At 62.4% G+C, this 25,449-nt stretch carries 25 protein-coding genes; 14 read left to right on the forward strand and 11 right to left on the reverse strand.

What is annotated here, in order from left to right:
• Positions 1-5 precede the first annotated feature (5 nt).
• The 6 genes from bioD to GTP45_RS22250 all read right to left on the reverse strand — a co-directional run bounded on the left by bioD (position 6) and on the right by GTP45_RS22250 (position 6,267).
• Positions 6-782 carry a dethiobiotin synthase gene (gene bioD / locus GTP45_RS22225; RefSeq protein WP_161016019.1) on the reverse strand — a complete coding sequence of 259 codons (777 nt, stop codon included), beginning with the start codon at positions 780-782 and terminating at the stop codon, positions 6-8.
• Positions 779-1,969: an 8-amino-7-oxononanoate synthase gene (gene bioF, locus GTP45_RS22230; RefSeq protein ID WP_161016020.1), complete on the reverse strand. Its 1,191-nt coding sequence runs from the start codon at positions 1,967-1,969 to the stop codon at positions 779-781. The genes bioD and bioF overlap by 4 nt, the downstream gene beginning before the upstream one ends.
• A 2-nt stretch (positions 1,970-1,971) precedes the next feature.
• On the reverse strand, positions 1,972-3,300 hold the full coding sequence (gene bioA / locus GTP45_RS22235) for an adenosylmethionine--8-amino-7-oxononanoate transaminase (RefSeq protein WP_161016021.1): 1,329 nt from the start codon (positions 3,298-3,300) through the stop codon (positions 1,972-1,974).
• A gap of 9 nt (positions 3,301-3,309) precedes the next feature.
• The gene (locus tag GTP45_RS22240; RefSeq protein WP_161016182.1) at positions 3,310-4,095 is read right to left on the reverse strand and encodes an enoyl-CoA hydratase/isomerase family protein; all 786 of its coding nucleotides are present in this window, start codon (positions 4,093-4,095) and stop codon (positions 3,310-3,312) included.
• A 12-nt stretch (positions 4,096-4,107) separates the two neighbouring features.
• Entirely contained in the window at positions 4,108-5,715 is a 1,608-nt protein-coding gene (locus tag GTP45_RS22245) for a carboxyl transferase domain-containing protein (protein ID WP_161016022.1), read from the reverse strand.
• Between the two features lie 114 nt (positions 5,716-5,829).
• Positions 5,830-6,267, reverse strand: coding sequence for a YchJ family protein (locus tag GTP45_RS22250; RefSeq protein ID WP_161016023.1), 438 nt, complete (start codon positions 6,265-6,267; stop codon positions 5,830-5,832).
• A gap of 144 nt (positions 6,268-6,411) precedes the next feature.
• Here GTP45_RS22250 and GTP45_RS22255 point away from each other — a divergent pair, with 144 nt between their 5' ends.
• Genes GTP45_RS22255 through GTP45_RS22285 form a run of 7 tightly spaced genes read left to right on the forward strand, consistent with a single transcriptional unit; the run spans position 6,412 to position 13,379 of the window.
• Positions 6,412-7,152 carry a GntR family transcriptional regulator gene (locus GTP45_RS22255; protein ID WP_161016024.1) on the forward strand — a complete coding sequence of 247 codons (741 nt, stop codon included), beginning with the start codon at positions 6,412-6,414 and terminating at the stop codon, positions 7,150-7,152.
• Between the two features lie 4 nt (positions 7,153-7,156).
• Positions 7,157-8,035: an N-acetylmuramic acid 6-phosphate etherase gene (gene murQ / locus GTP45_RS22260; RefSeq protein ID WP_161016025.1), complete on the forward strand. Its 879-nt coding sequence runs from the start codon at positions 7,157-7,159 to the stop codon at positions 8,033-8,035.
• The gene (locus GTP45_RS22265; RefSeq protein ID WP_161016026.1) at positions 8,036-9,298 is read left to right on the forward strand and encodes an MFS transporter; all 1,263 of its coding nucleotides are present in this window, start codon (positions 8,036-8,038) and stop codon (positions 9,296-9,298) included.
• A 32-nt stretch (positions 9,299-9,330) separates the two neighbouring features.
• Positions 9,331-11,019, forward strand: a complete 1,689-nt coding sequence (locus GTP45_RS22270) for a glycoside hydrolase family 10-like protein (protein ID WP_161016027.1) — start codon at positions 9,331-9,333, stop codon at positions 11,017-11,019.
• Between the two features lie 2 nt (positions 11,020-11,021).
• Complete coding sequence (locus GTP45_RS22275; RefSeq protein ID WP_161016183.1) at positions 11,022-11,921, forward strand: N-acetylglucosamine kinase; 900 nt, start codon at positions 11,022-11,024, stop codon at positions 11,919-11,921.
• A gap of 19 nt (positions 11,922-11,940) precedes the next feature.
• Positions 11,941-12,768: an N-acetylmuramoyl-L-alanine amidase gene (locus tag GTP45_RS22280; RefSeq protein WP_161016028.1), complete on the forward strand. Its 828-nt coding sequence runs from the start codon at positions 11,941-11,943 to the stop codon at positions 12,766-12,768.
• A complete protein-coding gene (locus GTP45_RS22285; RefSeq protein ID WP_161016029.1) occupies positions 12,765-13,379 on the forward strand; it encodes a M15 family metallopeptidase in 615 nt (204 codons plus the stop codon). Before GTP45_RS22280 ends, GTP45_RS22285 begins: the two co-directional genes overlap by 4 nt.
• A gap of 167 nt (positions 13,380-13,546) precedes the next feature.
• Here the strand turns inward: GTP45_RS22285 and ampC are convergent, their stop codons facing one another.
• Genes ampC through GTP45_RS22305 form a run of 4 tightly spaced genes read right to left on the reverse strand, consistent with a single transcriptional unit; the run spans position 13,547 to position 18,355 of the window.
• The gene (ampC, locus tag GTP45_RS22290; protein ID WP_161016030.1) at positions 13,547-14,665 is read right to left on the reverse strand and encodes a class C beta-lactamase; all 1,119 of its coding nucleotides are present in this window, start codon (positions 14,663-14,665) and stop codon (positions 13,547-13,549) included.
• Positions 14,666-14,674: 9 nt separating this feature from the next.
• Entirely contained in the window at positions 14,675-15,652 is a 978-nt protein-coding gene (locus tag GTP45_RS22295; protein WP_161016031.1) for an aldo/keto reductase, read from the reverse strand.
• Positions 15,653-15,663: 11 nt separating this feature from the next.
• Positions 15,664-17,133 (reverse strand): D-alanyl-D-alanine carboxypeptidase/D-alanyl-D-alanine endopeptidase, encoded by a 1,470-nt coding sequence (gene dacB / locus GTP45_RS22300; RefSeq protein WP_161016032.1) that lies wholly within the window; start codon positions 17,131-17,133, stop codon positions 15,664-15,666.
• Positions 17,117-18,355, reverse strand: coding sequence for a spore maturation protein (locus GTP45_RS22305; protein ID WP_161016033.1), 1,239 nt, complete (start codon positions 18,353-18,355; stop codon positions 17,117-17,119). Before GTP45_RS22305 ends, dacB begins: the two co-directional genes overlap by 17 nt.
• 98 nt (positions 18,356-18,453) lie before the next feature.
• Between GTP45_RS22305 and GTP45_RS22310 the strand changes: the two genes are divergently transcribed.
• From GTP45_RS22310 to GTP45_RS22340, 7 genes are all read left to right on the forward strand, one after another.
• Positions 18,454-20,097, forward strand: coding sequence for an ABC transporter substrate-binding protein (locus tag GTP45_RS22310; RefSeq protein ID WP_229258587.1), 1,644 nt, complete (start codon positions 18,454-18,456; stop codon positions 20,095-20,097).
• Positions 20,098-20,117: 20 nt separating this feature from the next.
• Positions 20,118-21,017, forward strand: a complete 900-nt coding sequence (locus GTP45_RS22315; RefSeq protein WP_161016035.1) for a YihY/virulence factor BrkB family protein — start codon at positions 20,118-20,120, stop codon at positions 21,015-21,017.
• 380 nt (positions 21,018-21,397) lie between these two features.
• Positions 21,398-21,655 carry a hypothetical protein gene (locus tag GTP45_RS22320; protein WP_217363381.1) on the forward strand — a complete coding sequence of 86 codons (258 nt, stop codon included), beginning with the start codon at positions 21,398-21,400 and terminating at the stop codon, positions 21,653-21,655.
• Positions 21,656-21,716: 61 nt separating this feature from the next.
• On the forward strand, positions 21,717-22,016 hold the full coding sequence (locus tag GTP45_RS22325) for an ArsR/SmtB family transcription factor (RefSeq protein WP_174821672.1): 300 nt from the start codon (positions 21,717-21,719) through the stop codon (positions 22,014-22,016).
• Positions 22,013-22,459, forward strand: a complete 447-nt coding sequence (locus GTP45_RS22330; protein WP_161016037.1) for an arsenate reductase ArsC — start codon at positions 22,013-22,015, stop codon at positions 22,457-22,459. Before GTP45_RS22325 ends, GTP45_RS22330 begins: the two co-directional genes overlap by 4 nt.
• A complete protein-coding gene (locus GTP45_RS22335) occupies positions 22,453-23,730 on the forward strand; it encodes an arsenic transporter (RefSeq protein ID WP_161016038.1) in 1,278 nt (425 codons plus the stop codon). The genes GTP45_RS22330 and GTP45_RS22335 overlap by 7 nt, the downstream gene beginning before the upstream one ends.
• A gap of 2 nt (positions 23,731-23,732) precedes the next feature.
• Entirely contained in the window at positions 23,733-24,308 is a 576-nt protein-coding gene (locus tag GTP45_RS22340) for a flavin reductase family protein (protein ID WP_161016039.1), read from the forward strand.
• On the opposite strand, the gene GTP45_RS22345 is transcribed toward GTP45_RS22340, so the two are convergent.
• Complete coding sequence (locus tag GTP45_RS22345; RefSeq protein ID WP_161016040.1) at positions 24,305-25,432, reverse strand: acyl-CoA dehydrogenase family protein; 1,128 nt, start codon at positions 25,430-25,432, stop codon at positions 24,305-24,307. The genes GTP45_RS22340 and GTP45_RS22345 overlap by 4 nt on opposite strands.
• Positions 25,433-25,449: the final 17 nt, after the last annotated feature.

Below are 25,449 nucleotides of genomic sequence, written 5' to 3' on the forward strand. Positions count from 1 at the left end.
TTCGTTCAAATAGTGTGTGGCAGCGGCCAGTTAGGCAGCTGCGTAAAATCGATGTAGTCGGCGGCCGCTTCGGCGGTCGGTTCGGCCAGGCGCGGCACGCGGCCGAGGAAGGGCGCGGGGATGCGCTGCTCCAGCGCGATCACGTTTTCGTCGGCGAAAGCCATATCGGCCTGCGTCTCATTGGCGACCCAGCCGACCAGCTTCAAGCCGCGCGACAGGATGGCTTCCACCGTCAGCAGCGCGTGGCTGATGCAGCCGAGCCGCAGGCCCACCACCAGCACCACCGGCAGCGCCAATTGCTCGGCCAGGTCGGCGGTATCGAATTCGTCGTTGAGCGGCACCATGAAGCCGCCCACGCCTTCCACCACTACCGCATCCGATGCGGCGTTGATTTCAACGTAGGCCGCCAGGATCGGCACCGGCGAAATGGTGATGCCTTCCTGCTCGGCGGCGATGTGCGGCGCGGCCGGTTCTTTCAGCAGGAACGGCGTGGTAATTGACTGCAGCAGGTGGACATTGCCGGCGGCGGCCAGCTGGTCGCAATCGTCGTTGTGCCATTTGCCGTCTTCACCCAGCTCGGCGCCGGCGGCCACCGGTTTCATGCCGCAGGCGCGCACGCCGCTTTGCACCAGTGCGTGCAGCATGGCGGAAGAGACCAGCGTCTTGCCGATTTCAGTATCTGTGCCGGTAACGAAGCAGTTAAAGCGCGGCGGTATGCCGCTGCCTGCGCCGACCGGCTGCGTTTGTGGAGCGATAGCTAACACGGGATCGTCCAGACTCATTTCATATCCCTTTCCAAGGCATTGAGCGCGCCTATCAATTTTGCGACATCCATGCTGTTGTGGGCTGCCGACAGCGTGACGCGCAAGCGCGCAGTTCCGGGCGCCACGGTGGGCGGGCGGATGGCGCCGATCCACAGGCCCTGCTCGTACAAGGCCGCGCCGGCGCGCATGGTTTCAGCATTATCGCCGATCAGGATAGGCTGGATCGCAGTCTTCGAGGGCAGGCGCTGCCAGCGCTCAAGGCGCAGGCCATCGTCTAATTGTGCCACCAATGCCTGAAGCTGTGCGCGCCGTGTAGCGCCTTCCTCGCCTTCCAGCAGATCGAGGCTAGTCAGCAGGGCGTGCGCCAGCGCCGGCGGGGTGGCGGTGGTGAAGATGTACGGGCGTGCTTTTTGGATCAGCGTTTCAATTACCGTTTCATGTGCGGCGATGAAAGCGCCGCCCACGCCGGCCGCCTTGCCGAGGGTGCCCATGTAGACCAGATAGGGCGAGCGCAGATTGAAGTGTTCCAGCGCACCGTGGCCTTTGTCACCCAGCGTACCGAAGCCGTGGGCGTCGTCCACTACCAGCCATGCGTTGTGCTGTTCGCACAGGGCCAGCAGCTGTGGCAGCGGTGCAAGGTTGCCGTCCATGCTGAAGACACTGTCCGTTACTACGACCTTGGTAGCGGCATGGCTGGCTTTCAGCAGGACTTCCAGCGCTTGCAGGTCGGCGTGCGGGTAGACGTGGGCCTTGACGCGCGATAGGCGCACGCCGTCGATCAGCGAGGCGTGGTTCAGCTCTTCCGAGAAGATTTCCGCTTCCTTGTCGCCGGCGGTAAGGCCGGTGATGACGGCGAGATTGGCCATGTAGCCGGTGCAGAAGCTGATCGCGCGCGGCTTTTCGAGGTGCGCTCCGACGAATTCGGCCAGGCGCTCTTCCAGCATCGCATGCGCGCGCACATGGCCGCTGATCAGGTGCGAGGCGCCGCTACCAACGCCGTAGATCGCCGCGCCTTCCTGCAGCGCGAGCTTGATCTTGCGGTGGTTGGCCAGGCCGAGATAGTCGTTGCTGCAGAAGGCCAGCAGTTCGCGGCCATCCACGTTCACGCGCGCGCCGCACGGCGAATTGACGGTGCGGCGCTTGCGGATCAGCTGTTGGTCGTCCAGCGCTTGCAGCTGCTGGTTGAGGCGTTTAATCAGATCCATCGTCAGCCCGCCATGACTTTATTGAACACCGCCAGCGTGTTGGCGGCGAGGCCGTCGATCTCCTCGTCGCTGAGGATATACGGCGGCATCATGTAGACAGTAGAGCCGATAGGGCGCATCAGCAATTCGTGCTCGGTCGCGGTGGCGAAGAAGCGGCGCGAGAAGTCTTTCGGCGCGTCGATGGCGTCGAAGGCCCAGATCATGCCGCGCTGGCGGAAGTTGCGCACTTGTTCGTGCTGGGCCAGCGGTTGCAGGGCTTGCGTCAGCCGCGCGGCCTTTACCTTGTTGGTGTTGAGGACATCGTCCTGTTCGAAGATTTGCAGCGTCGCCAGGGCAGCGCGGCAGGCCAGCGGATTGCCGGTGTACGAATGCGAGTGCAGGAAGCCGCGCGTGACGTCGCTGCTGTAGAAGGCTTGGTAGATTTCGTCGCGCGTCATCACCAGCGATAGCGGCAGGTAGCCGCCGCTGATGCCCTTCGACAGGCACAGGAAGTCCGGCCACACGCCGGCTTGTTCGCAAGCGAAGAAAGTGCCGGTGCGGCCGCAGCCGACGGCGATTTCGTCGAGGATCAGGTGGACGTTGTGCTGATCGCACAGGGCGCGCACCAGTTGCAGGTAGAGCGGATCGTGCATCGCCATGCCGGTGGCGCATTGCACCAGCGGCTCGATGATGATGGCGGCGATCTTGTCGCCACGTTCGATGAAAAGGCGTTCGACATCGGCGGCAGCGCGGCGCGCCACGTCTTGCGCCGTTTCACCTTCAGCAGCAAGGCGCGCATCCGGCGACATCACGGTTTGCGAAGCGCGCAGCAGCGGGCCGTAAGCGTCCTTGAACAGCGCAACATCGGTCACGGCCAGCGCGCCGATAGTCTCGCCGTGGTAGCTGCCTTTAAGGCAGACGAATTCCTGCTTGTCTGCATGGCCGTTATTGCGCCATGAGTGAAAGCTCATCTTGAGCGCGATTTCAACGGCGGATGCACCGTCGCTGGCGTAGAAGCTGTGGCCCAGCACATGGCCGGTCAGCGCCGACAGCTTCTCGGACAATTCAATCACCGGCTCGTGCGTAAAGCCTGCGAGCATGGCGTGTTCCAGCGTATCCAGCTGGTCTTTCAGCGCCGCGTTGATGCGCGGGTTGGCATGGCCGAACAGATTCACCCACCACGAGCTGATTGCGTCGAGATAGCGGCGGCCTTCATGGTCGTACAGCCATGCGCCTTTGCCCCGGCTGACAGGAATCAGCGGGACGGTTTCGTGATGCTGCATCTGGGTGCACGGATGCCATACGCTACGCAGGCTACGCGCGACCCAGTCGCTTTGTTTATTCAATTCCAAAAACTGCTCCTAGCTTAACCAGGCGGGCTTTCGCTTCTCGAGGAAGGAAGCCACGCCTTCGCGTCCCTGGTCGGAGGCGCGGATATGCGCGATGCGTTCGGCCGTATCGGCCAGCAGCGCATCGTTGACTTCTTGCCCGGCCACTTTGCGCACCAGCACTTTGGCTTGCTGCACGGCGTTCGGGCTGTTGTTGACCAGCGCTTTGACGATTTCCGCGACCTTGGCATCCAAGGTGCCAGCGGAAACCACTTCGTGCACAAAGCCGATGCGCAGCGCTTCCTGTGCACCGAAACGTTCGGCGGTGAGGAAGTAGCGGCGCGAGGCGTTTTCGCCCATGGCCTTGATCACGTACGGCGAAATGGTGGCCGGGATGAGACCCAGCTTCACTTCACTCAGGCAGAAATTGGCCTCTTCCACCGCGACGATGATGTCGCACGCGGCCACGAGGCCCATGCCGCCCGCGTAGCAATCGCCCTGCACCTTGGCCACTACCGGCTTTGGGCACAGGTAAATCGTACGCAGCATCTCCGCCAGGTGCAGGGCGTCGGCATGGTTTTCGGCGTGCGTGTAGCCCGCCATTTTTTTCATCCAGTTCAAATCGGCGCCGGCGCAGAAGGCCGGGCCGTTCGCCGCCAGCACGATGGCGCGCAGCGCGGCATCATCGCCTAATTCGCTGAAGGCTTGCTTAATTTCGGCGATGGCCTTTTCGTTGAAGGCGTTGCGCACGTCCGGGCGGTTCAGCGTGACGGTGGCGATGCGGCCTTCGCGTTCGATGGTGAGCGTGGTGTAGGTCATCTTCATCGCTCCTTACATGCGGAAGACGCCGAACTTGGTGTCTTCAATTTCCGCATTCAGCGCGGCGGACAGGCCGAGGCCCAGCACCATGCGGGTGTCTGCCGGATCGATCACGCCGTCGTCCCACAGGCGCGCGGTGGCGTAGTACGGGTGGCCTTGATGTTCGTATTGCTCTTTGATCGGCTGCTTGAATGCGGCTTCCTCTTCGGCGGACCATGCGCCGCCTTTGGCTTCGATGCCGTCGCGCTTGACGGTGGCCAGCACGGATGCGGCCTGGTCGCCGCCCATCACCGAGATGCGCGCGTTAGGCCACATCCACATGAAGCGCGGCGAGAAGGCGCGGCCGCACATGCCGTAGTTACCAGCGCCGAAGCTGCCGCCGATGATGACGGTGAACTTGGGTACGGCGGCGGTGGCGACAGCGGTCACCATCTTGGCGCCATTGCGGGCGATACCTTCATTCTCGTACTTGCGGCCGACCATGAAGCCGGTGATATTTTGCAGGAACACCAGCGGGATTTTGCGCTGTGCGCAAAGCTCGATGAAGTGCGCGCCTTTCAGTGCGGACTCGGAGAACAAGATGCCGTTGTTGGCGATGATGCCGACCTTCATGCCGAAGATGTGGGCGAAGCCGCACACCAGCGTGGTGCCGTAGCGCGCTTTGAATTCATCGAACTCGCTGCCGTCAACGATGCGGGCGATCACTTCGCGTACATCGAAAGGCTTGCGGGTGTCGACCGGGATCACGCCGTACAATTCCTTGGCGGCGTAAGATGGCTCCACGGCCTCGCGCAACGCGCCCTGCTGCGGCTTGGTGCGGTTCAAATTCGAGACGATGGTGCGGGCCAGCGACAGCGCGTGCAAATCGTTCTGCGCCAGGTGATCGGCCACGCCGGACAGGCGCGTATGCACATCGCCACCGCCCAAATCTTCTGCGGTGACGACTTCGCCGGTAGCCGCCTTCACCAGCGGCGGGCCGCCGAGGAAGATAGTGCCTTGCTCTTTGACGATGATGGATTCGTCGCTCATCGCCGGCACGTAAGCGCCGCCGGCGGTGCAGGAACCCATCACCACAGCGATCTGCGGAATGCCCTTGGCCGAAAGGTTGGCCTGATTGTAGAAAATGCGGCCGAAGTGGTCGCGGTCCGGGAACACATCGTCCTGGTTCGGCAGGTTGGCGCCGCCGGAGTCCACGAGGTAGATGCACGGCAGGTTGTTCTGGTCAGCGATTTCCTGCGCGCGCAGGTGCTTTTTGACCGTCATCGGGTAGTAAGTGCCGCCCTTGACGGTGGCGTCGTTACAGACGATCACGCACTCCTGGCCGGCAACGCGGCCGATGCCGGTGATGATGCCGGCGGCTGGGGCGGCATCGTCGTACATGCCGTAGGCCGCCATCTGCGACAGTTCAAGGAAAGGCGTGCCGGGATCGAGCAGCATCTGGACGCGGTCGCGTGGCAGCAGCTTGCCGCGGGCGACGTGCTTGGCCGAAGCCGCCTCGCCGCCGCCCAGCGCGATCTTGGCGACTTTGGCGTGCAAATCGTCGACGACGACCTGCATGGCGGCCGCGTTGGCCTTGAAATCCTCGCTGCGAGGGTTAAGTTTGCTTTCGATCTGCGGCATTGCTTTTCCTTTTCTAGCGGGGTCAGGTCCTCCATTTCTACACGGTCTCTACAGTAGGCGCGCCTACTGTAGAGACCGTGTAGAAATGGAGGACCTGACCCCGGAGTCTCATATTTATTCTGGAAAACTACCGTCAACGTAAAACCAGCGCAGGTCTCCTCCTTCTGCCGGTTCGCGTACAAAGTTGCTGATCTCGTGCAGGCGCTGGGCCCGGCCATTGATCTTGAACCGGGCCACAAACTCCACCGTATCCTTGGTCAGGCCGGGCTCTTCTGCTTTACGTTGACGTAAACGTAAAGCAGATTTTACCTCAAGTCCCAGCCATTGCACCTTTTCCTCTTCGCTCATGATGGGCTCGGTCGGGCGGGTGCTGGCGTGCCACGTGGCCAGCAGGTAGGGCTCGTTGCGCTGGCCGTAGGCGGTATAGCGCGAGCGCATCAGTGCCTCGGCGGTCGGCGCGATGGCGCTACCATCGATGTACGGGCCGCAGCAGGTGGCTAGCGAGGGGCCGCCGCAAGGGCAGCCGGCGGGCGCGGTGGACTTCTTGGACATGGTCGGAACAGCCGGGGCTGGTGATGCAAACCCCGCATTATCCGCCAAATATGCGCATTCTGCCGTCCCGCGAGTTACGCTAGATGTAGAAAAATTGTTGGTTCTTCCGCATCGCTATTACACTAGAGGCGTGAGGAGAAATGAATGAGCGATACCAGTTTTGAATTCAAGGCGGATGCCAACGACAGTTCGCCGTTGTACATGCAAATTGCCCGCAAATTGAGCGACGATGTGCTCAACGGCCGCTACCAGGTGGATCAGGCACTGCCGTCTGAACGCACTTTGTCGGAGCTGTTGAACGTGTCGCGGGTCACCGCGCGCAAGGCTATCGACCAGCTGGTGGATCAGGGATTGGTGGTGCGCCGTCGCGGATCGGGCAATTATATTGCGCCGCGCATCGAGCAGCCTTTGTCCAACCTCACCAGTTTTTCGGAACAATTGCAGCAGCGCGGCCATATTCCCGGCTCGCGCTGGCTCAAGCGCGCGGTGGTGACGCCAACGCCGGAAGAACAACTGAGTCTCGGTTTGTCGCCGTATTCCAAGGTGGCGCGGCTGGAACGCCTGCGCCTTGCGGATGATGTGGTGATGGCCTACGAAGTGTCGGTACTGCCGCAGACCGTGCTCAACGACCCGAACGCGGTCGGGAACTCGCTCTACCAATACCTGGAAAGCATCAACAAGGCGCCGGCACGCGCCCTGCAGCACATCCGCGCCATGAATGCGTCGGCCGAGCTGGCCAAGCAGCTGGGCGTGCCGGAGGGACAGGCAGTGCTGTACATCACCCGTATCGCCTATCTGGACTCGGGCGAGGCGATGGAGTTGACGCACTCGTATTGCCACAGCGATCACTACGACTTCGTGGCGGAGATGCGCCGCGCAACCTGACACCATGCTGAAAACCGAGACGCCGAGTACGCAGCACACCGAACTGGACTTGTACCCGGTGCAGGATCTGGTCGACGCTCTGATCGACGACCAGGCGCAGGCGGCGCAGGCCGTGAAAGCGGCCTCGGCCAGCATCAGCGCGGCGGTGGAGGCGATGGCGCCGCGCGTGGCGGCAGGCGGGCGCTTGATTTACGTTGGCGCCGGCACGTCGGGGCGGCTGGGCATCCTGGACAGCGTGGAGCTATTCCCCACTTTCTCATGGCCGCATGAGCGGGCGGTGCCGCTATTGGCAGGCGGCCTCGGCGCGATGTTCGAGGCGGTCGAAGGCGCGGAAGATGACCGTCAAAAAGGCGCGGCCGACTTGCGGCTGCTCTATCCCACTTACAACGATGTGATCTTGCTGATGGCCGCATCCGGCACCACGCCCTACGTGCTGGGCGCGCTGCAAGCGGCACGCACGGTCGGATCGCTGAGCGTGGGCATCGCCAACAACGCCGGCACGCCCCTGCTGACCGGCTGCGACGCGGGTATCTTGCTGGATACCGGCCCGGAACTGATTTCCGGCAGCACGCGGCTGAAGGCGGGCACGGCGCAGAAAATCGTCCTCAACACCTTATCGACCGCGCTGATGGTGCGGCTCAACAAAGTCTACGGCAACTTGATGGTCGACCTGCACCCGACCAACGTCAAACTCACCGAGCGCACCGTCAGCCTCACCATGCACGCCACCGGCGCGGATGCCGACACCGCCCGCGCCGCGCTGGAGCAATGCCAATACCAGGTCAAAGTCGCCATCGTCATGCTACTCAAAAAACAAACCGCCGAGCAGGCGCTGGCCCTGCTCGACCAAACCAAGGGCAATGTCCGCGAGGCGTTGAAATAGATGGCGCAACAGCGTAGTGCATGGGCTTGGGTGCCTAGTGTGTCGTTTGGGCAGGGCGTGCCGTACGTGGCGGTGATGATGCTGTCCACGGTGATGTACAAGAATCTCGGGATCTCGAATGCCGATCTGGCGTTTTACACGGCATGGCTGTATTTGCCTTGGGTGGTTAAGCCGCTGTGGTCGCCTATCGTGGAGATGTTCGGCACCAAGCGGCACTGGACGGTGTTGATGCAGCTGGTCGGCGGCGCAGGCCTAGCGGCGGTGGCGCTGACTTTGCATGCGCCGGATTTCTTCCGCTGGACGCTGGTGATTTTCTGGCTGATGGCGTTTAGCTCGGCCACGCACGATATTGCGTCTGACGGGTTTTATATGCTCGGCCTGCCCACGCAGCATCAGCAGGCCGCCTTTGTCGGCGTGCGCAGTGCGTTTTATAAGCTGGCGATGATCGGCGGCCAGGGCGGCTTGGTCTATCTCGCCGGCGAGTTGATCAAGTCAACCGGCGACCCGGCGCATGCCTGGTCGATGGTGTTTGCTTTGATGGCGGCGCTGTATCTTGCGCTGTGCGCATATCACCAGTTTGTGCTGCCGCGTCCGGCATCCGACCACAGCCACAGCACCGGCGGCGCGCTGTGGCAGGATTTTGTCCACACTTTCCGCAGTTTTTTCCAGAAGCCGGGCATAGGCGTGACGCTGGGCTTCCTGCTGCTGTACCGCCTCGGCGAGGCGCAGCTGCTGAAGATGGCCGCACCCTTCCTGCTCGATCCGCGCGACAAGGGCGGTCTCGGCCTCACCACCTCGGACTTTGGACTGGTCTACGGCACCATCGGCGTGTGCGCGCTGGTGATCGGCGGCTTGGCTGGCGGCGTGACCGTGTCGCGCTTCGGCCTCAAGCGCGCGCTGTTGCCGATGGTGTTCATCATGCACGTGCCGGACTTGGTGTTTGTCTACCTCGCCACCGCACTGCCGAGCGACCTCACACTGATTTCCATCTGCCTAGCGATTGAGCAGTTCGGCTACGGTTTCGGCTTTGCCGCCTTCATGCTGTACATGGTGCTGGTGGCCGATGGCGAGCACAAAACCGCCCACTACGCCATCTGCACCGGCTTTATGGCCCTCGGCATGATGTTGCCGGGCATGGTGAGCGGCTGGATCCAGCAGCAGCTCGGCTATCAGCACTTTTTCATCTGGGCCTGCATTTCCACCCTGCCCGCGTTTGTCATGACGTTGTTAGTGCGCATTCCCGCCGGGTTTGGCCGGGAATAGCCATTACAATACGGTCTCAACTGATTCGGAGAGTGGTCTTGGTTTTTAATGCGAAGAAGCGGCTGACTTTGTCGGCCGGCGTGGCGGCTGGTCTGGCGGCGCTGCTTGAAGGATGTTCCAGCACGCCGATGGCGCCGATGCCGGAGCCCGGCAGCACGCCGGGTGGGCCGGTTCCGCCTGCGGGTGCGCCGGGCGCCTCGCCTTCGGCCACGCCGCCGGTGCAGGCTGCTGTCAGCGCCACCGTGCCGCCGCCTGCGCCGCGTGAATTCCGCGCCGCGTGGGTGTCTACCGTCGCCAACATCGATTGGCCGAGCCGCAGCAATCTCACGCAGGCCAAGCAGCAAACCGAAGCCCTCGCCATTCTGGACCGCGCCAAGGCCCTGAATTTGAACGCCATCGTGCTGCAAGTGCGTCCTAGCGCTGATGCGATTTATCCGTCCGAGCTGGAGCCGTGGTCGGAGTTCCTCACCGGCCAGCAGGGCCGCCCACCGGCGCAGCCGTGGGATCCGCTGCAATTCTGGATCGAGCAGGCGCACGCGCGCGGCATGGAACTGCATGCGTGGTTCAATCCCTACCGCGCGCGCCATGCTACCGCCAAGTCGCCGCTGGCCGCGAACCACATCGGCCGCAAGCAGCCGGACGTGGTCAAATCGTATGGCCGTTATCTGTGGATGGATCCGGGCGAAGCCGCCGCCTCGCAGCACACGCTGGACGTGGTGCTGGACGTGGTGCGCCGCTACGATATCGACGGCGTGCACATTGACGATTACTTCTACCCGTATCCGATCGATACGCCGAATGCGGCCGGGCCGGAAGGCGTGGCGCTCGATGGTGGCGTCGGCGGCAAGCAGGAACTGGAATTCCCGGATCAGGCTTCGTGGCAGCGCTACTTGCTGGCCGGCGGCACGCTGGATCGCCCGCATTGGCGGCGCCAGAACGTGAATTCGCTGATCGAAGCGATGTACCTCGGCATCCGCAAGGAAAAAAGCTGGGTACGATTCGGCATCAGCCCATTCGGCATCGGCCGCCCGGACAAGCGCCCGGCCGGCATCATCGGCTTTAGCCAGTACGACAAGCTGTATGCGGATGCGGAACTGTGGCTGGCCAACGGCTGGCTCGATTACCTTGCGCCGCAGCTGTATTGGCCGGTGTCGCAAGCGCCGCAAGCGTTCGACGTGCTGCTCGATTACTGGCTGGCGCAGAATACCCGCGCGCGCCACGTGTGGCCTGGGCTTTACACCAGCCGCATCGACAACAGCGCCAAGGCGTTCGCGCCGGAGGAAATCGTCAAGCAGATCGGCGTGACGCGCAGCCGCAGCGGCGTGCGCGGACATTTGCACTTCTCGATTGCGGCGCTGATGGAAAACCGCAAGGGCATCGCCGATCAATTGAAAGCGCAAGCCTATCAATCGGCAGCGCTGACACCGGCCACGCCGTGGCTGGGCGCCGATGCGCCGGCGGCGCCGCAAGCAGCGGCGCGGCGCGAGAGCAATGGCGTGGCGCTGAAGCTATCCGCCGGCGCCGGCAAGCCGGTGGCGCGGTACGCGATCTGGTCGCGCTACGGCACTGAATGGCGCTTCGCGGTGGCTCCGGCTTCGCGCCCGGTGCTGCTGCTGGCCGACGATGCGGCAGGCGGCTCGGCGCAAGCCGTAGTGGTCAGCGCGGTCGACCGCCTTGGCAATGAAAGTGAACGTATCAACGTCTACAACCAACGGAGCTGATGATGAGTGAACTCGGTCTGGGCATCGATGCAGGAGGCACGCAAACCCGCTGGGCGCTGGCTGATGCAGCCGGTGCTATCGTGGCCGAGGGCAGCGTGGGCGGCATGTCGGCCACGCAGATGAACAGCACCGCTGGCCGCGACGCGGTGCGCGGCATCTTCGCCATGCTGGCGACGCAGGTGCTGGCTGCGGCGCAGCCGGTGCGCGTGTGCGCTGGCTTGACCGGCTTCGATGGCGTCAGCACGCAGGCCGCGCAAATGCTGGCCGAGGTGCTGAACCTCGCCCCAGCTGCCGTCGGCATCCGCAACGACGTGGAGATTGCGTATCTCGACAGCTTTGCGCCGGGCGAAGGTTATCTGGTGTACGCGGGCACCGGCTCCATCGCCGCGTGGATCGATGCCGACGGCCAGTTCCACCGCGCCGGTGGGCGCGGCGTCACGCTCGATGACGGCGGCGGCGGTTTCTGGATCGCGCGCGAAGCCATGCGCCACATCTGGCGCCTGGAGGATGAACAACCGGGCGTGTGGCAGCAATCGGCCATGGCGCGCGCGGTGTTTGCGCACATCGGCGGCAGCGATTGGTCGGTGTCGCGCCAATTCATTTACGGGCAGGATCGCGGCGCGATCGGAAGGCTGGCGCTGGCCGTCGCTGCCAGTGCGGATGCCGATCCGGTGGCGCGCAACATCCTCGAACGGGCCGGATCGGAGCTGGCGCGCATTGCGCTGGCGCTGGTGGGCCGCTACGGTGAGCGTCCGATTGCGCTGGGCGGACGCGCTGCGCATCTGCATCCGTTGATCGCGCAGAGCATGCGGGCGACGCTGCCGGTCGAGTTGTCGCTGACGCCGCGCCATACGCTGGCGCACCACGCCGCGGCGCGGATTGCTCTACACTCCCATCCTTGAATCGCTACCGATACCGACTATGAAGATTGTTCCCCTACTCGCCATGGCTGCCGTGCTGGCAGGTTGCGCCACGGTGCCGTCACCGGAGGCGCCGCGCCTGGATCGTTCGCTGTCGGCGCGCGGGCAGAGTGACCGCATCAAGTACGTGATCCTGCATTACACGGTGAGTGACACGCCACGCTCGATCAAGACGCTGACCACCACCGACGTTAGCGCACACTATTTGCTGACGGATACGGAGCAGCCATTCTTCTACGCGCTGGTGGACGAGTCGCGTCAATCCAATCATGCTGGTCTGAGTAGCTGGAAGATTTATAACCAGCTCAATTCAGCGTCCATCGGGATTGAGATTGTGAATCCAGGCTTCAAGGAGACGGCGCAGGGACGCGTGTATGCGCCGTTCTCGCAAGCGCAGATTGATCAGCTGATTTTGCTGTTGAAGGATATCGTCAAGCGCCACAACATCGCGCCGGGGAATATCCTCGGGCATAACGATATCGCGCCGCAGCGCAAGCAGGATCCGGGGCCGCTGTTCCCGTGGAAGCAGTTGGCCGATGCGGGACTGATTACGTGGCCGGAACCGAGCCGCGTGCTGGCGCGCGTGCCGGGCTACGTGCAGCAGTTGCCGGAGGTGGCGTGGTTCCAGCGCAAGCTGGCGGAAGTGGGTTATGCAGTGCCGCAAAACGGCGAGCTGGATCAGGCCACGCGCAACGTGGTGTCGGTGTTCCAGACCAAGTACCGGCCATCGCAATACGACGGCACGCCGGATGCGGAAACGGCGGCGATGCTGGATGTGTTGACTAGCCCTCTGCCCGTTGTCCCGCCAGCGTCTTCCGAAGGCCGATGAGCGCGCCGACCGTCCCTTGCGAAGCCATCCCCGGCCATCCTGATTTCCGCCGGCTGGACAGCATCGCAGGCATCGCGGTCGATCTGCGCTACGCCACGGCCGACAACTTCGTCGGCCGTGATCTCTACTCGCCGCTCGATTGCTGCTGGCTGCACAAGGACGCGGCCTTCGCGCTGGAGCAAGCGGTCAACTGGCTGGCCGACCGCAAACCTGAATACAAGCTGCTGGTACTGGATGCCTTGCGTCCGCAACGGGTGCAAGAACAACTCTGGGCCGCGCTGCAAGGTACCGATCTGCTGACTTACATCGCTGATCCGGTACGCGGCTCGATCCACTCCTTCGGCATGGCGCTCGACCTCACGCTGCTGGACGCGCAAGGCCAGGAACTTGATATGGGCACCGGCTTCGACGACCTCACCGAGCGCTCGCATCCGGCGTTGGAAGAAGGTCTGCTCGCCATCGGCTCCCTCAGCGCGCAGCAGATCGAAAACCGTCGTTGGTTGCGTGACGCCATGCTGCAAAACGGCTGGCACGGCATCAACACCGAGTGGTGGCACTTCGATTGCGGCGACCGCCAACACGTTCGCCAGCACTACACGCGCGTGCTTTGATGGATGGGGTTGACGTTGCTTGCCGCTTTAAAAGCGCGCGGCACTAACCCAACCCGCACACCGCAGCGCTCGGGGTCTGACCCCGTACGGGGTCAGACCCCTTCGTTTGGGGTACTAATAGCAGCACACCATCAAGCGCCAACTATCTGCGGTTCGTTGTACCCCTTTTAATTCTCCAGCTGCGCCAGGATCGCATGCGCCGCTCTTACGCGTGCTGGGATCGGATAGTTTTTATTCGCCAGAATGACGATGCCGATTTTCTTCTCCGGTACAAACAGCACGTAAGCGCCGAAGCCGCGGGTTGAGCCGGTCTTGTCGTACAAGCCCGATTCCGGCTGCGGCGCAATGCGCTTGGTGGAGTTGGCTTTCGAGAGCATATCGACGGAGTTCCCGCTCAGCAGATTCTCCAGCGAGGTCGGATACGCAAACTGCTCCCAGCCCAAACCCTGCGTCATCACGCCGGTGCGGAAGTAGCCGATATGGGTGCTGGCCACCGCCGGCCGCAGCGTCGCATCCAGCTTGCCCGGTTCGATATTGGCCTGCACGTAGCGGATCATATCGGCGCTGGCGGAACGCACGCCGTAGGTCTCTTGCGAGAACAGGTCGGGCCGCATGCGCACCGGTTTGTCCTTGTCGTAGCCCCACGCGTAGTTCGGCATCGCGCTTTCCGGTATGCGGATGTAGGTATTGGCCAAGCCTAGCGGCGAGAACACCCGCTGCTGCATGGCGTCTGCAAAATCCTCTTTCAACGCCAGCGCGGTCAGATGGCCGAACATGCCAAGACTCGGGTTGGAATACTCGCGCAGCTTGCCCGGCTTGGCTTTCGGCTTCCAGTTGCGGAAGTAGGCCAGCATGCTGGCTTCGTCGTTGGTCACCGCATCCGGGAACTGCTGCGGGAAGCCGCCTGCGGTGTAGGTGCCGAAATGAAGCACCGTGGCCTTGTCGACAGCACGGCCTTTCAATTGCGGCATGTAGCGGCTCGGATGATCGTCCAGCGACAGCTTGCCCTCGGCTACCGCGACCGCCGCCAGCGTGGCGGTAAAGGTCTTGCTGACGGAGCCCAATTCAAACAGCGTGTTTTCGCTGACCGGCGTGTTGCTCTCTTTCGAGGCGATGCCGTAATTGTAAAAGCTGGCCTTGCCGTTCACCGTGACGGCGACGGCAATGCCGGGAATATCGTATTCCGCCATCACCGGCTGAATGGCTTGATCGATGGCGCTGCGCAGGTCTGTGGCGTGAGCGGAGAGGCTGAGGCTAATTGCAATTGCCAGGGTGAGACGTTTCAAATCTAATCCTTATCGGTCAACGGTGGCCATGCGTTCGGCGCTGTAGCGCGGGCCGGCCACTTGTTTTAATGCGTCTTCCAGCGCGGCCTTGTCGGCGGCGCTCAGTTGAATATCGGCTGCTGCCGCATTTTGTTCGAGATTGCTGCGGCGGCGCGTGCCGGGAATCGGTACGATGTCGTCGCCCTGCTGCATCACCCACGCCAGCGCGATCTGGCCGGGAGCGACGCCGCGTGCTGCGGCCAGATCGCGCACCGCTTGCGCGGCCTGCATATTGGCGTCGAAGTTCGCGCCTTGCATGCGCGGGTCGAGGTGGCGGAAGTCGGTCGGCGGATATTCTTCCGCGCGCTTGGCGGTGCCGGCCAGGAAGCCGCGTCCCAGCGGGCTGAATGGCACCAGGCCTATGCCCAGTTCACGCAGCACCGGAATGATGTCGTCTTCCAGGTTGCGTTCCCACAGCGAGTACTCGCTTTGCAAGGCGCTGATCGGATGCACAGCGTGCGCTCGGCGGATGTTGGCGACGCCGGCCTCGGACAAGCCGAGATAGCGTACTTTCCCTTCGCGCACCAGGTCGGCCATCACGCCCACCACCTCTTCAATCGGCACCTGCGGATCGATGCGGTGCTGGTAGAGCAGATCGATGTAATCGGTATCGAGGCGGCGCAGCGAGCCTTCTACCTTGGCGCGGATTTGCGACGGATCGCTGGTAACGCCGACATTGGCGCCATCGCGGATATCGAAACCGAACTTGGTGGCGATAATCGCCTCGCTGCGGCGGCCCTTGAATGCACGGCCCAGCAATTCCTCGTTGGTGTACGGGCCGTAGACTTCGGCCGTATCGAAGAAATTCACGCCCAGATCAAGCGCCCGGTGCAGCGTGGCGATCGATTCGGCTTCGTCAGCCTCGCCGTACGCGAAACTCATGCCCATGCAGCCCAAGCCTTGGGCGGAGACGATCAATCCTTGCTTACCTAGTGCGCGTTGTTTCATGTTGGCTCCTGTTAGTTGCGGGCCACCCAGTCGACTAGCGCGTCCAGCACGGCGCGGCCGGCGCCATTGGCGACGTGGGAGTCGTTCAGGATGGCGACAACGATGCAAGGCTGGTTGCTGGCGTCCGGGACGTAGCCGGCGATGGCAATCACTCCTGACAGGCTACCAGTTTTCAGCCGCGCGCGCTGAGCGGCTGGACTTTCCTTCAGGCGGCGGCGCATAGTGCCGTCGGTGGCTGCAATGGGCAGGCTGGCGAGGAACTCGGGCATCCACAGGCTTTTCAGGCCTGCCTGCAGCACGCCTGCCAGTTGTGCGGGCGTCGCGCGTTCGCTGCGAGAGAGGCCGGAGCCGTTGTCCAGTACCAGGCCGTTGCCGTCGATGTTGTGCTGCTGGAGCCAGGCGCGGATCGCGCTTTCAGCGCGCATGGCGGTGCTGGTTTGTGCGGCGTCGGCGGGCAGCGGGCGGCTGCCCAGCGTGGCGTCGGCTTCGAGGCTGCCCAGGCTGAGGAAGACGGTGCGGGCCAGCGTGTTGTCGGATTGTTTGTTGGTGTCGCGCAGGACTTCGGGCAGCGTACGCGAGACGTGTTCGGCGAGTAGACGCGTGGCTGGCATGGCGACGCCCGCTGCGGGCGCTGCGGCCTCGCGCACCTCGCCGGTCAGCGAACCGCCTTGCTTGCGCCATTCGTTCAGCAGCAGGCGCGCCAGGTAGTCCTGGCTATCGAGGACGTTGATGCTGGTCGATTTGACGCAGTCTTTCGGGAAGCTGCCGTGCAGGACGACTTCGATGCGGTCGCCTTTGCGGCTATAGTCCGGCGAGCGCCAGCCGTTTTCCCATGCGCTGCAGGCGGCATCGCTGAGTTTCATCTCGGAGCGGATGCTGACTTTGTCCAGCTCCGGCGTCATCACCAGCGACAGCTTGTCGGCCGTCGAACGCATCTCCACTTTCAACAGGTTGGTATTGACCAGCGCCGCGTTGGGGATGACGTTGTAGTAGGCCCATGGATATTCATCAAACGGCGGCTGGCCAGCATCCGGGCGCGATGGCTGGAACAACAGGCGATCCACCACGATGTCGCCTTTGATCTTGCGGATGCCTTGGTTGCGCAGCGCTTGCACCATGTGCACCAGCGCGTCCTCGTTGAAGTCCGCGTCGGCCCCGCCGCGCAGGATCAAATCGCCCTGCAAAACGCCGTTGACCACATCTGCGTTGGTGCGGAATTCGGTGCGGCCCCGGAATACCGGGCCAAGCTGCTCCAGCGCCGTCATGGCAGTGAACAGCTTCATGGTCGATGCAGGCTGCATGCTCTGCGTCGCGTTGTGCGAGATCAGCGTGGTATCGCCGCGCATGACGACGATGCCGGCTGCTTCCAGCGGAATATTCGAAGACTGCATCAGCCGCGCCACTGGCTCCGGCAGATCCGCCGCTTGCACCGCACCGGCCGCAAACAGCGCGGCGATAAAAACCTTAATGGAAGAAGACATAAGCCACCGCAATCGCAGCAATGACGCCGGCCAGATCGGCGATCAGACCGCAGGAGATCGCGTAGCGCGTCTTGCGGATGCCGACCGAGCCGAAATACAGCGCGACGATGTAGAAGGTGGTATCGGCCGAGCCTTGGAACACGCAGGCAAGACGGCCGACGAAGGAATCAACGCCATAGGTTTGCATGGTGTCGATCATCATGGCCTTGGCGGCGCTGCCGCTCAGTGGCTTCATCAGCGCGGTCGGCAGGGCCGGCACGAAATCGGTGTTGATACCGAGATGGCTGAACACCCAGCTGAAGCCCTGCACCACAAAGCCCAGCAAGCCAGCGTTGCGAATCACGCTGATCGCCACCAGCATGCCGACCAAGTACGGAATCACGGTCAGCGAAGTTTGAATGCCGCCTTTCGCGCCTTCGATAAAGGCCTCGTAGACATTCACCTTCTTGCGCAGCGCGCCGATGATAAAGCCGCCTATCACCGCCATCAGCACAAAATTGCTGAAGACTTTAGATGCCACTTCGATTTCGGCCTTGGTCAGGTAGTTGGTGAAGTACCAGACCGTCGCCACGATGAAGGCGGTGATGCCGCCCAGCCAGCCCACCACCACGCGGTTGAACAGGTTGATGCGCTGGCGGATCGCCACGGCGATGATGCCGGTCATGGTCGCCACGTAGGTCGCCACCATGCAGGGGATGAAGATGTCGGACGGATCGGCCGCGCCGAGGATGGAGCGCTGCGCCATGATGGCCAGCGGGATCAAGGTCAGGCCCGAGGTGTGCAGCACCAGGAACATGATCTGCGCGTCGGTCGGCTCGTCCTTGTTGGGATTGAGCGTTTGCAGGCTTTCCATGGCCTTCAGGCCGAACGGCGTGGCGGCGTTGTCGAGGCCCAGCAGGTTGGCCGAGAAGTTCATCACCATGTGGCCGGTGGCCGGATGGTTGGACGGCACGCCGGGGAAGATGCGCGAGAAGAACGGCGCAATCAGTTTCGCCAGCAGATCGATGGCGCCGGCTTTCTCGCCGATGTTCATGATGCCGAGCCATAGCGTCATCACGCCGGCCAGCGGCAGGGCGATGTCCATCACGCCGGTGCGCGCGGAATCGAAGGTGCCGTCGATGATGCGCTTGAAAATCTCGGTGTCGCCCAAGAAGAGGAACTGCGCCAGCGCGGCCAAAAAGCCCACGAGGAAGAATCCAGACCAGATGTAATTGAGCGACATTTTTTTGTTGGACAGTAGGTGATCTGCAAAGTATAGCGGGTAAGCAAGCCAAAAAAGTTATAAGCTGCCGCTTTACCGTGCGAGGCGCCATGAGAGGGATGCTGAAAATTTGTGCAGCCGTAGTGCTGGCGATGAGCTGCGCCACAGCGCTGGCCGAAACGAAGGTGCTGCACGCCTTCCTCAGCACCGGCGAAACCGCCCTCGATCCGGCCGTGGCCTCGGACGTCGCCACCCTTAGCCTGCTCGAAAACCTGTTCGATCCCCTGCTGCGCTACGACTACAAAGCCCGTCCGGTCAAGCTGATTCCCAACACGCTGGCCGCCATGCCCGAAGTGACGGACGGCGGCAAAACCTACACCTTCCGCCTGCGGCCGGACGTCTACTTCACGCCGGATGCTGCCTTCAAGGGCGCAAAACGGCAGGTGACGGCGGCCGATTACGTCTACAGCTTCAAGCGCTTGTACGATCCGGCGCTGAAATCGCCGTGGCTCTACCTGTTCGACGGCGTGGCCGACATGCAGGCGGTGGACGCACAAACCCTGCGCATCCGCCTGAAAGCGCCCGATCCCAACTTCCTGTTCTACCTCGCCATGCCGGCCACCGGCGTGGTGGCGCGCGAAGTGGTGGAGGCTTATGGCGCGCAGGTCGGCAATCATCCGGTCGGCACCGGCCCATTCAAAATCGGTACCTGGAAGCGCAGCGATCAAATCATTCTGCTGGCCAACCGCGACTTCCGGCCGACGGAATTTGAAGGCAAGCGCTTGCCGCTGCTGGATCGCATCGACATCAAAATCGTCGAGGAATACCAGTCGCGCGTGCTGGGTTTCCTCAACGGCGAATTCGACTTCCTCGAACAACTGCCGGAATCGATGAAAGAAATGGTGCTGACCGACGACGCCAAGCTCAAGCCCGAACTGGCGCGCAGGGGCATCGTGCTCGCGCCGTTCCCCGTGCTGCAAACCTACTATATGTGGATGAACATGGACGATCCGTTGATCGGCGGCTATAGCAAGGAGAAAGTGGCGCTGCGCCGTGCCATCGCGCTGGCCTACAACCGCGCCGAGGATGTCAGCACCATGAAGAAAGGCCTCGCCCTGCCCGCCATCACGCCGCTGCCGCCGAATGTGCTGGGCTACGATCCGCAGTACCGCAGCCCGGTCGCCTACGACCCGGCGCTGGCCAACGCGCTGCTGGAACGCTACGGCTACCGCAAGGGCGCAGATGGCTTCCGCAGCCAGCCGGACGGCAAGCCGCTGACGCTGGTGATGCACAGCGAAGCCTCCACCGTCGGCCGCCTGCGCGATGAGCTGTGGCGCAAGAACCTGAACGCCATCGGCCTCAAGGTCGTCTTCAAGAGCGACAAGAAAACCGAGATCATCAAAGCCTCGCGCCTCGGCTCGGTGATGATGTTTGAAACCAACTGGGTGGCCGACTTCCCGGATGGGGACAACTTCTACCAGCTGCTGTACGGCCCCAACGCCGGGCGCGCCAATTACGCGCGTTTCAATCTTCCGGCATACAATCAACGCTACGAGCAAGCCCGCTTGATGGGGGAGTCGCCGCAGCGCACGGCCCTGTATGATGAGATGGCGAACATCATCCACGCTTACACGCCGTGGGTGCTGCTGACGCATCCCATTTCCGCCGACTTACAGCAGCCGTGGTTGGAAAATTACCGTCGCCATCCGGTGGAGTTCACCAACTGGCGTTATTTGGACGTCGACGCACATACCGCACACTGAGCTGTGCCTAGAATGACAGCATGAATCTACTCAACCGCAGGGCGCTGGCCTATGTGGGGCGCCATCCCATGGATTTCACGGTGCAATGCCTGCAAGGCTTCCGCGCCAATCAAGGCTTGCTGCTGGCAGGCGCGGTGGCGTATTACTCGCTGCTGTCGATCTTGCCGCTGCTGCTGCTGGTCGTGGTGGCGCTGTCGCACGTGATCGCGGAGGAGGAGCTGCTGTTCACGGTCGGGCGCTATCTGAACTGGCTGGTGCCGGGGCAGTCCAAGCCGATCGTGGCGGAGGTGGCGCAGTTCCTCGAGCATCGCGACGTGGTCGGCGGCGTGCTGCTGGTTAGCATGCTGTTCTTCAGCTCGCTCGCGTTCACGGTGCTGGAAAACGCCATGTGTGTGATTTTTAAGCACCGGGTGGCGATACGGCGGCGGCATTTCATGGTGTCGGCCATCATGCCCTATTGCTATATCCTCTCGCTGGGCGCCGGCATGCTGCTGGTGACCTTGGTGGCCGGCAGCTTGCAGGTGCTGGGCGAGGAGAGCGTGCAGTTGCTGGGCCGCAGCTGGTCGCTGCATGGCGTGTCGGGCATGCTGCTGTACTTGCTGGGGCTGGCCGGCGAGGTGCTGGTGCTGTCGTCGATTTACCTGGTGATGCCGGTTGGGCGCTTGTCCCTGTCGCACGCACTGATCGGCGGCGTGACGGCGGCGCTGCTGTGGGAAGTGGCGCGGCGGATCCTGGTCTGGTATTTCTCCACCCTGTCGCAGGTGAGCGTGGTGTATGGTTCGATGACCACTGCCATCATCATTATGTTCAGCCTTGAGATCGGCGCGACCTTGCTGCTGTTTGGCGCCCAGGTCATTTCCGAGTTCGAGCGCGTGGGGCGCGGCCACCAGCAGCGCGCGCCGCAGCCAATGACTACATAAATAAAATAATTTGTGCGTTGCACAAAGAACTGTGGTACACTACGTTCAGTGGTTGAGGTTTGCAAGCAAACAGTCCCACATCCGGCCGATGCGCCGCGCCCAGAGTTGTGTAAGTTCGATGGCGCAGGTGACGCAAAAGCCGGAGTTGTAATTCCGAATACGTTGGTCGATTTACACGTCAAGGGCACCATGCAGATAGCATGGGCGCTTGAGACGCCGCCTCACTTGGCAGATAGCCCTGGAGCCCGGTACGATTGAAGAATAGGTAATACATTGGAACAAAGCCCGCAGCGATGCGGGCTTTTTTTTCGTCCATCGCTTGCGCTGGCCCAAATGGGGCAGGCGGCGTCAGCCCTATTCTGAAGGACTGACGGAGGTGGATGATGGAGTTTGCTTTTACTCTCAGGTATCGTTTGGACGAGCGCGATTGCAATTATGAGGAGCTGGCCGAGCGGCTGGCGGGCTCGAATTGTGCCGACGCGCTGGCCGGCGTTGGGCGTTCTGGCTACCTCGCGCTGGATTTTCTGCGCAAGGCGGAAAGTGCCGGCGCAGCGCTGTCGCGCGCCATCGCTGACGTGGCGTGCGCCATTCCCTCGGCGGAATTGGTCGATATTCGCTCGGATTTCAAGCCGACCTGACTTTTCATCTTCATTTCAATATTATTTGAAATGTCGAATCGTTTGCTGTAGCATGTTTCGCATGAATACTAAGCAAACTTTGGCCGCGCTGTCGGCGCTGGCGCAGGACAGCCGGCTGGCGGTGTTCCGGCTACTGGTGCAGACCGGGCCGGATGGCCTGGCTGCCAGCAAGATCGGCGAGAAGCTCGATATTGCGCCGTCTTCCCTGTCCTTCCACCTCAAGGAGTTGTCGCATGCAGGCTTGATCGCGTCGCGCCAGGACGGGCGTTTCGTCATCTATTCGGCCGATATCGCGGCCATGAATGGGCTGATAGGATTTTTAACTGAAAACTGCTGCGGCGGTGTCTCGTGCAAACCATGAACATACTTTTTCTGTGTACCGGTAATTCCTGTCGCTCGGTGTTGAGCGAGGCGACTTTCAATCACCTTGCGCCGCCGGAGTGGCGGGCGATTAGCGCCGGCAGCCAGCCCGCCGGCAAGCTGCATCCGCGCGCAGTGGCGCTGTTGCAGCGCAAGGGCATTTCGACCGAGGGCTATTTCAGCAAGTCGTGGAATGATTTGCCGGTGACGCCCGATATCGTCATCACGGTGTGCGGCAGCGCGGCGGGCGAGACTTGTCCTGCTTATCTCGCACCGGTGCTGCGCGCGCATTGGGGCGTGGACGATCCTGGCCACGTGGTGGGCACGGAGGAGGAAATCGAGGCGGCGTTTGAAGAGACTTATCGCATCATCCGCGCGCGCATCGAGGCGTTTTTGGCGCTACCCGCCATCACCAAAGAAGCATTGGATCGCATCGGATGCTGAACGCACTGTTAATTTTTATCGCCACGCTGGTGCTGGTGATTTGGCAGCCGCGCGGCTTGGGCATCGGCTGGAGCGCGTCTTTGGGGGCGGCGGTGGCGCTGCTGGCGGGCGTGATTCATGTCGGCGATATTCCGGTGGTGTGGCACATCATCTGGAATGCAACGGCGACGCTGGTATGCATCATCATCACCAGTCTGCTGCTCGACAAGGCCGGCTTCTTTGAATGGGCCGCGCTGCACGTGGCGCGTTGGGGCGGCGGCAGCGGCAAGCGTTTGTTTGTGCTGCTGGTGCTGCTGGGTGCTGTTGTATCAGGGCTGTTCGCCAACGATAGCGCGGCGCTGATCCTGACGCCGATCGTGATCGCCATGCTGCACTCGCTGCGTTTCTCGGCGCGCGCCACGCTGGCGTTTGTGATGGCGGCGGGCTTTGTTTCGGATACGGCGAGTTTGCCGCTGATCGTGTCGAATCTGGTCAACATCGTCTCGGCCGATTATTTCGGCATCAGCTTTGCGCGCTATGCAGCGGTGATGGTGCCGGTGAATTTTGTCGCCGTGGCGGCCACGCTGGCGGTGCTGATGTGGTTCTTCCGGCGCGATATCCCGGCCGATTACGACGTCACGCAGATCAAGGATCCGGCGCTGGCGATTCACGACCGTCCGACCTTTATCGCGGGATGGTGGGTGCTGGCGCTGCTGCTGATTGGCTTTTTTGTGATCGAACCTTTGGGCGTGCCGATTTGCGCCGTGGCGGCGTTTGGATCGCTGGTGCTGCTGGTGGTCGCGGCGCGCGGCCATCGCATCTCCACGCGCGAGGTGCTGCTGCATGCGCCGTGGCAGATCGTGATCTTCTCGCTGGGGATGTACCTGGTGGTGTACGGTTTGCGCAACGCCGGCCTGACGGCCTACCTGACCGCGGCGCTGGACTGGTGCGCGCAATATGGCGTGTGGGGCGCAGCCATGGGTACCGGCTTCCTGACGGCCATCCTGTCCTCGATAATGAACAACCTGCCGACGGTGCTCGTCGGCGCGTTGTCGGTCGATGCGACCACCACGCAAGGCGCGGTGCGCGAAGCGATGATTTATGCGAACGTGATCGGCAGCGATCTCGGGCCGAAAATCACGCCGATTGGCAGCCTGGCCACGCTGTTATGGCTGCACGTGCTGGCTAACAAGGGCACGCGCATTTCGTGGGGCTACTATTTCCGCGTGGGGATAGTCTTGACCCTGCCGGTACTGTTTATAACGTTGGCGGCGCTCGCCGTAAGGATTTAAAAATGGATCAGCATATCAAGCCGGTGGAGCTGGCGAAGGCGTATCGTTTGTTGAATCATGGGCCGACAGTGCTGGTGTCGGCGGCGCATGGCGGTGTTGAGAATGTGATGTCGGCGGCGTGGTCGTGTGCCTTGGATTTCTCGCCGCCCAAGGTGACGGTGGTGCTGGATAAGGCGACGGCCACGCGTCCGCTGGTGGAGCAGAGCGGCTACTTTGTGCTGCAAGTGCCGAATGTGTCGCAGGTGCAGTTGACCTACGATGTCGGCCACGCCAGCGCGAACGATACGCCGGACAAGCTGGCCAAGGCCGGCGTGCAGCTGTTCCGCGTGGCCGGCTACGATACGCCGCTGGTCGCCGGTTCGTCGGCTTGGATGATCTGCAAAGTGACTCCTGAGCCGCGCAATGAGCAGGTCTACGATTTGTTCATCGGCGAGATCGTCGCCGCGTATGCCGATGACCGTGTGTTCAGCAACGGCCACTGGCACTTCGAAACCGCCGATCCAAGCCTGCGTAGCCTGCACTACATCGCCGGCGGCACGTTCTACGCCATCGGCGACGAAGTGCACGCCAAGACTTAAAGCGCGCGGGCGATCAGGATTTTCTGGATGTCGCTCGTGCCTTCGTAGATTTGGCAGACGCGCGCGTCGCGGTAGATGCGTTCTACCGGGAAGTCGCTGACGTAGCCGTAGCCGCCGTGGATCTGGATGGCGTCGGAGCAGACTTTCTCGGCCATCTCGGAGGCGAACAGCTTGGCCATCGCGGCTTCTTTCAGGCACGGCAGGCCGGCGTCTTTCATCGATGCGGCGTGCAGGATCAGTTGGCGCGCGGCTTCGATCTGCATCGCCATCTCGGCCAGTTTGAATTGCACCGATTGATGCTCGAAGATTGGCTTGCCGAAGCTTTCGCGTTCCTTCGCGTAATTCAAGGCTGCTTCGTACGCGGAGCGCGCCATGCCGACCGATTGCGAGGCGATGCCGATGCGGCCGCCCTCCAGCCCGGACAAGGCGATCTTGTAGCCTTGGCCTTCTTCGCCAATCAGATTCTCGGCCGGTACGCGGCAGTTTTCAAACAGGATTTGCGCGGTGTCCGACGAGTGCTGGCCCATCTTCTGCTCGATGCCGGCGACGATGTAGCCGGGCGTCGACGTCGGCACCCAGAATGCGCTGATGCCTTTTTTGCCGGCGGCTTTGTCGGTCACCGCCATCACGATTGCCACGTCGGCGTGCTTGCCGCTGGTGATGAACTGCTTCACGCCGTTCAGCACATAGTGCTCGCCATCGCGCGTGGCGGTGGTGCGCAGTGCGGCGGCGTCGCTGCCGGTGTGCGGTTCGGTGAGGCAGAAGGCGCCCAGCATCTCGCCTTGCGCCAAGGGCCGCAGCCATTGTTCTTTCTGCTGCGCGTTCGCATACATCATGCCGATGCTGCATACCGGGCAGTTGTTGACGGAGATGATGGTGGACGTGCCGCCATCACCTGCCGCGATCTCCTCCAATACCAAAGCCAGAGACACGTAATCCATGCCCGCGCCGCCCAGTTCCTCGGGCACGGCGACGCCAAACGCGCCCAACGCCGCCAGTTCCTTCAGTTCTTCTTTTGGGAAGTGGTGCTCTTTATCCCAGCGTGCCGCGTTAGGGGCCAGACGCTCTTGCGCAAAAGCGCGCAAGGCGTCGCGGATCATCTCGTGTTCCTGACTCAGTATCATGTTGTCTCTTCTATTCT

It is taken from the genome of Duganella rivi (assembly GCF_009857435.1).
GTDB classification, from domain to species: Bacteria; Pseudomonadota; Gammaproteobacteria; order Burkholderiales; family Burkholderiaceae_D; genus Rugamonas; species Rugamonas rivi.

Excerpts from the sequence above, each read along its gene's own strand:
- GTP45_RS22265 (WP_161016026.1), top strand. The coding sequence starts at position 8,036 with ATGGCGCAACAGCGTAGTGCATGGGCTTGGGTGCCTAGTGTGTCGTTT.
- GTP45_RS22240 (WP_161016182.1), bottom strand. The coding sequence starts at position 4,095 with ATGACCTACACCACGCTCACCATCGAACGCGAAGGCCGCATCGCCACC.
- GTP45_RS22310 (WP_229258587.1), top strand. The coding sequence starts at position 18,454 with ATGCTGAAAATTTGTGCAGCCGTAGTGCTGGCGATGAGCTGCGCCACA.
- GTP45_RS22255 (WP_161016024.1), top strand. The coding sequence starts at position 6,412 with ATGAGCGATACCAGTTTTGAATTCAAGGCGGATGCCAACGACAGTTCG.
- GTP45_RS22330 (WP_161016037.1), top strand. The coding sequence starts at position 22,013 with ATGAACATACTTTTTCTGTGTACCGGTAATTCCTGTCGCTCGGTGTTG.
- bioD (WP_161016019.1), bottom strand. The coding sequence starts at position 782 with ATGAGTCTGGACGATCCCGTGTTAGCTATCGCTCCACAAACGCAGCCG.
- GTP45_RS22275 (WP_161016183.1), top strand. The coding sequence starts at position 11,022 with ATGAGTGAACTCGGTCTGGGCATCGATGCAGGAGGCACGCAAACCCGC.
- GTP45_RS22315 (WP_161016035.1), top strand. The coding sequence starts at position 20,118 with ATGAATCTACTCAACCGCAGGGCGCTGGCCTATGTGGGGCGCCATCCC.
- GTP45_RS22325 (WP_174821672.1), top strand. The coding sequence starts at position 21,717 with ATGAATACTAAGCAAACTTTGGCCGCGCTGTCGGCGCTGGCGCAGGAC.
- GTP45_RS22335 (WP_161016038.1), top strand. The coding sequence starts at position 22,453 with ATGCTGAACGCACTGTTAATTTTTATCGCCACGCTGGTGCTGGTGATT.
- GTP45_RS22340 (WP_161016039.1), top strand. The coding sequence starts at position 23,733 with ATGGATCAGCATATCAAGCCGGTGGAGCTGGCGAAGGCGTATCGTTTG.
- dacB (WP_161016032.1), bottom strand. The coding sequence starts at position 17,133 with ATGTCTTCTTCCATTAAGGTTTTTATCGCCGCGCTGTTTGCGGCCGGT.
- GTP45_RS22345 (WP_161016040.1), bottom strand. The coding sequence starts at position 25,432 with ATGATACTGAGTCAGGAACACGAGATGATCCGCGACGCCTTGCGCGCT.
- GTP45_RS22280 (WP_161016028.1), top strand. The coding sequence starts at position 11,941 with ATGAAGATTGTTCCCCTACTCGCCATGGCTGCCGTGCTGGCAGGTTGC.
- GTP45_RS22245 (WP_161016022.1), bottom strand. The coding sequence starts at position 5,715 with ATGCCGCAGATCGAAAGCAAACTTAACCCTCGCAGCGAGGATTTCAAG.
- GTP45_RS22250 (WP_161016023.1), bottom strand. The coding sequence starts at position 6,267 with ATGTCCAAGAAGTCCACCGCGCCCGCCGGCTGCCCTTGCGGCGGCCCC.
- murQ (WP_161016025.1), top strand. The coding sequence starts at position 7,157 with ATGCTGAAAACCGAGACGCCGAGTACGCAGCACACCGAACTGGACTTG.
- GTP45_RS22305 (WP_161016033.1), bottom strand. The coding sequence starts at position 18,355 with ATGTCGCTCAATTACATCTGGTCTGGATTCTTCCTCGTGGGCTTTTTG.
- GTP45_RS22320 (WP_217363381.1), top strand. The coding sequence starts at position 21,398 with ATGATGGAGTTTGCTTTTACTCTCAGGTATCGTTTGGACGAGCGCGAT.
- bioF (WP_161016020.1), bottom strand. The coding sequence starts at position 1,969 with ATGGATCTGATTAAACGCCTCAACCAGCAGCTGCAAGCGCTGGACGAC.
- GTP45_RS22295 (WP_161016031.1), bottom strand. The coding sequence starts at position 15,652 with ATGAAACAACGCGCACTAGGTAAGCAAGGATTGATCGTCTCCGCCCAA.
- GTP45_RS22285 (WP_161016029.1), top strand. The coding sequence starts at position 12,765 with ATGAGCGCGCCGACCGTCCCTTGCGAAGCCATCCCCGGCCATCCTGAT.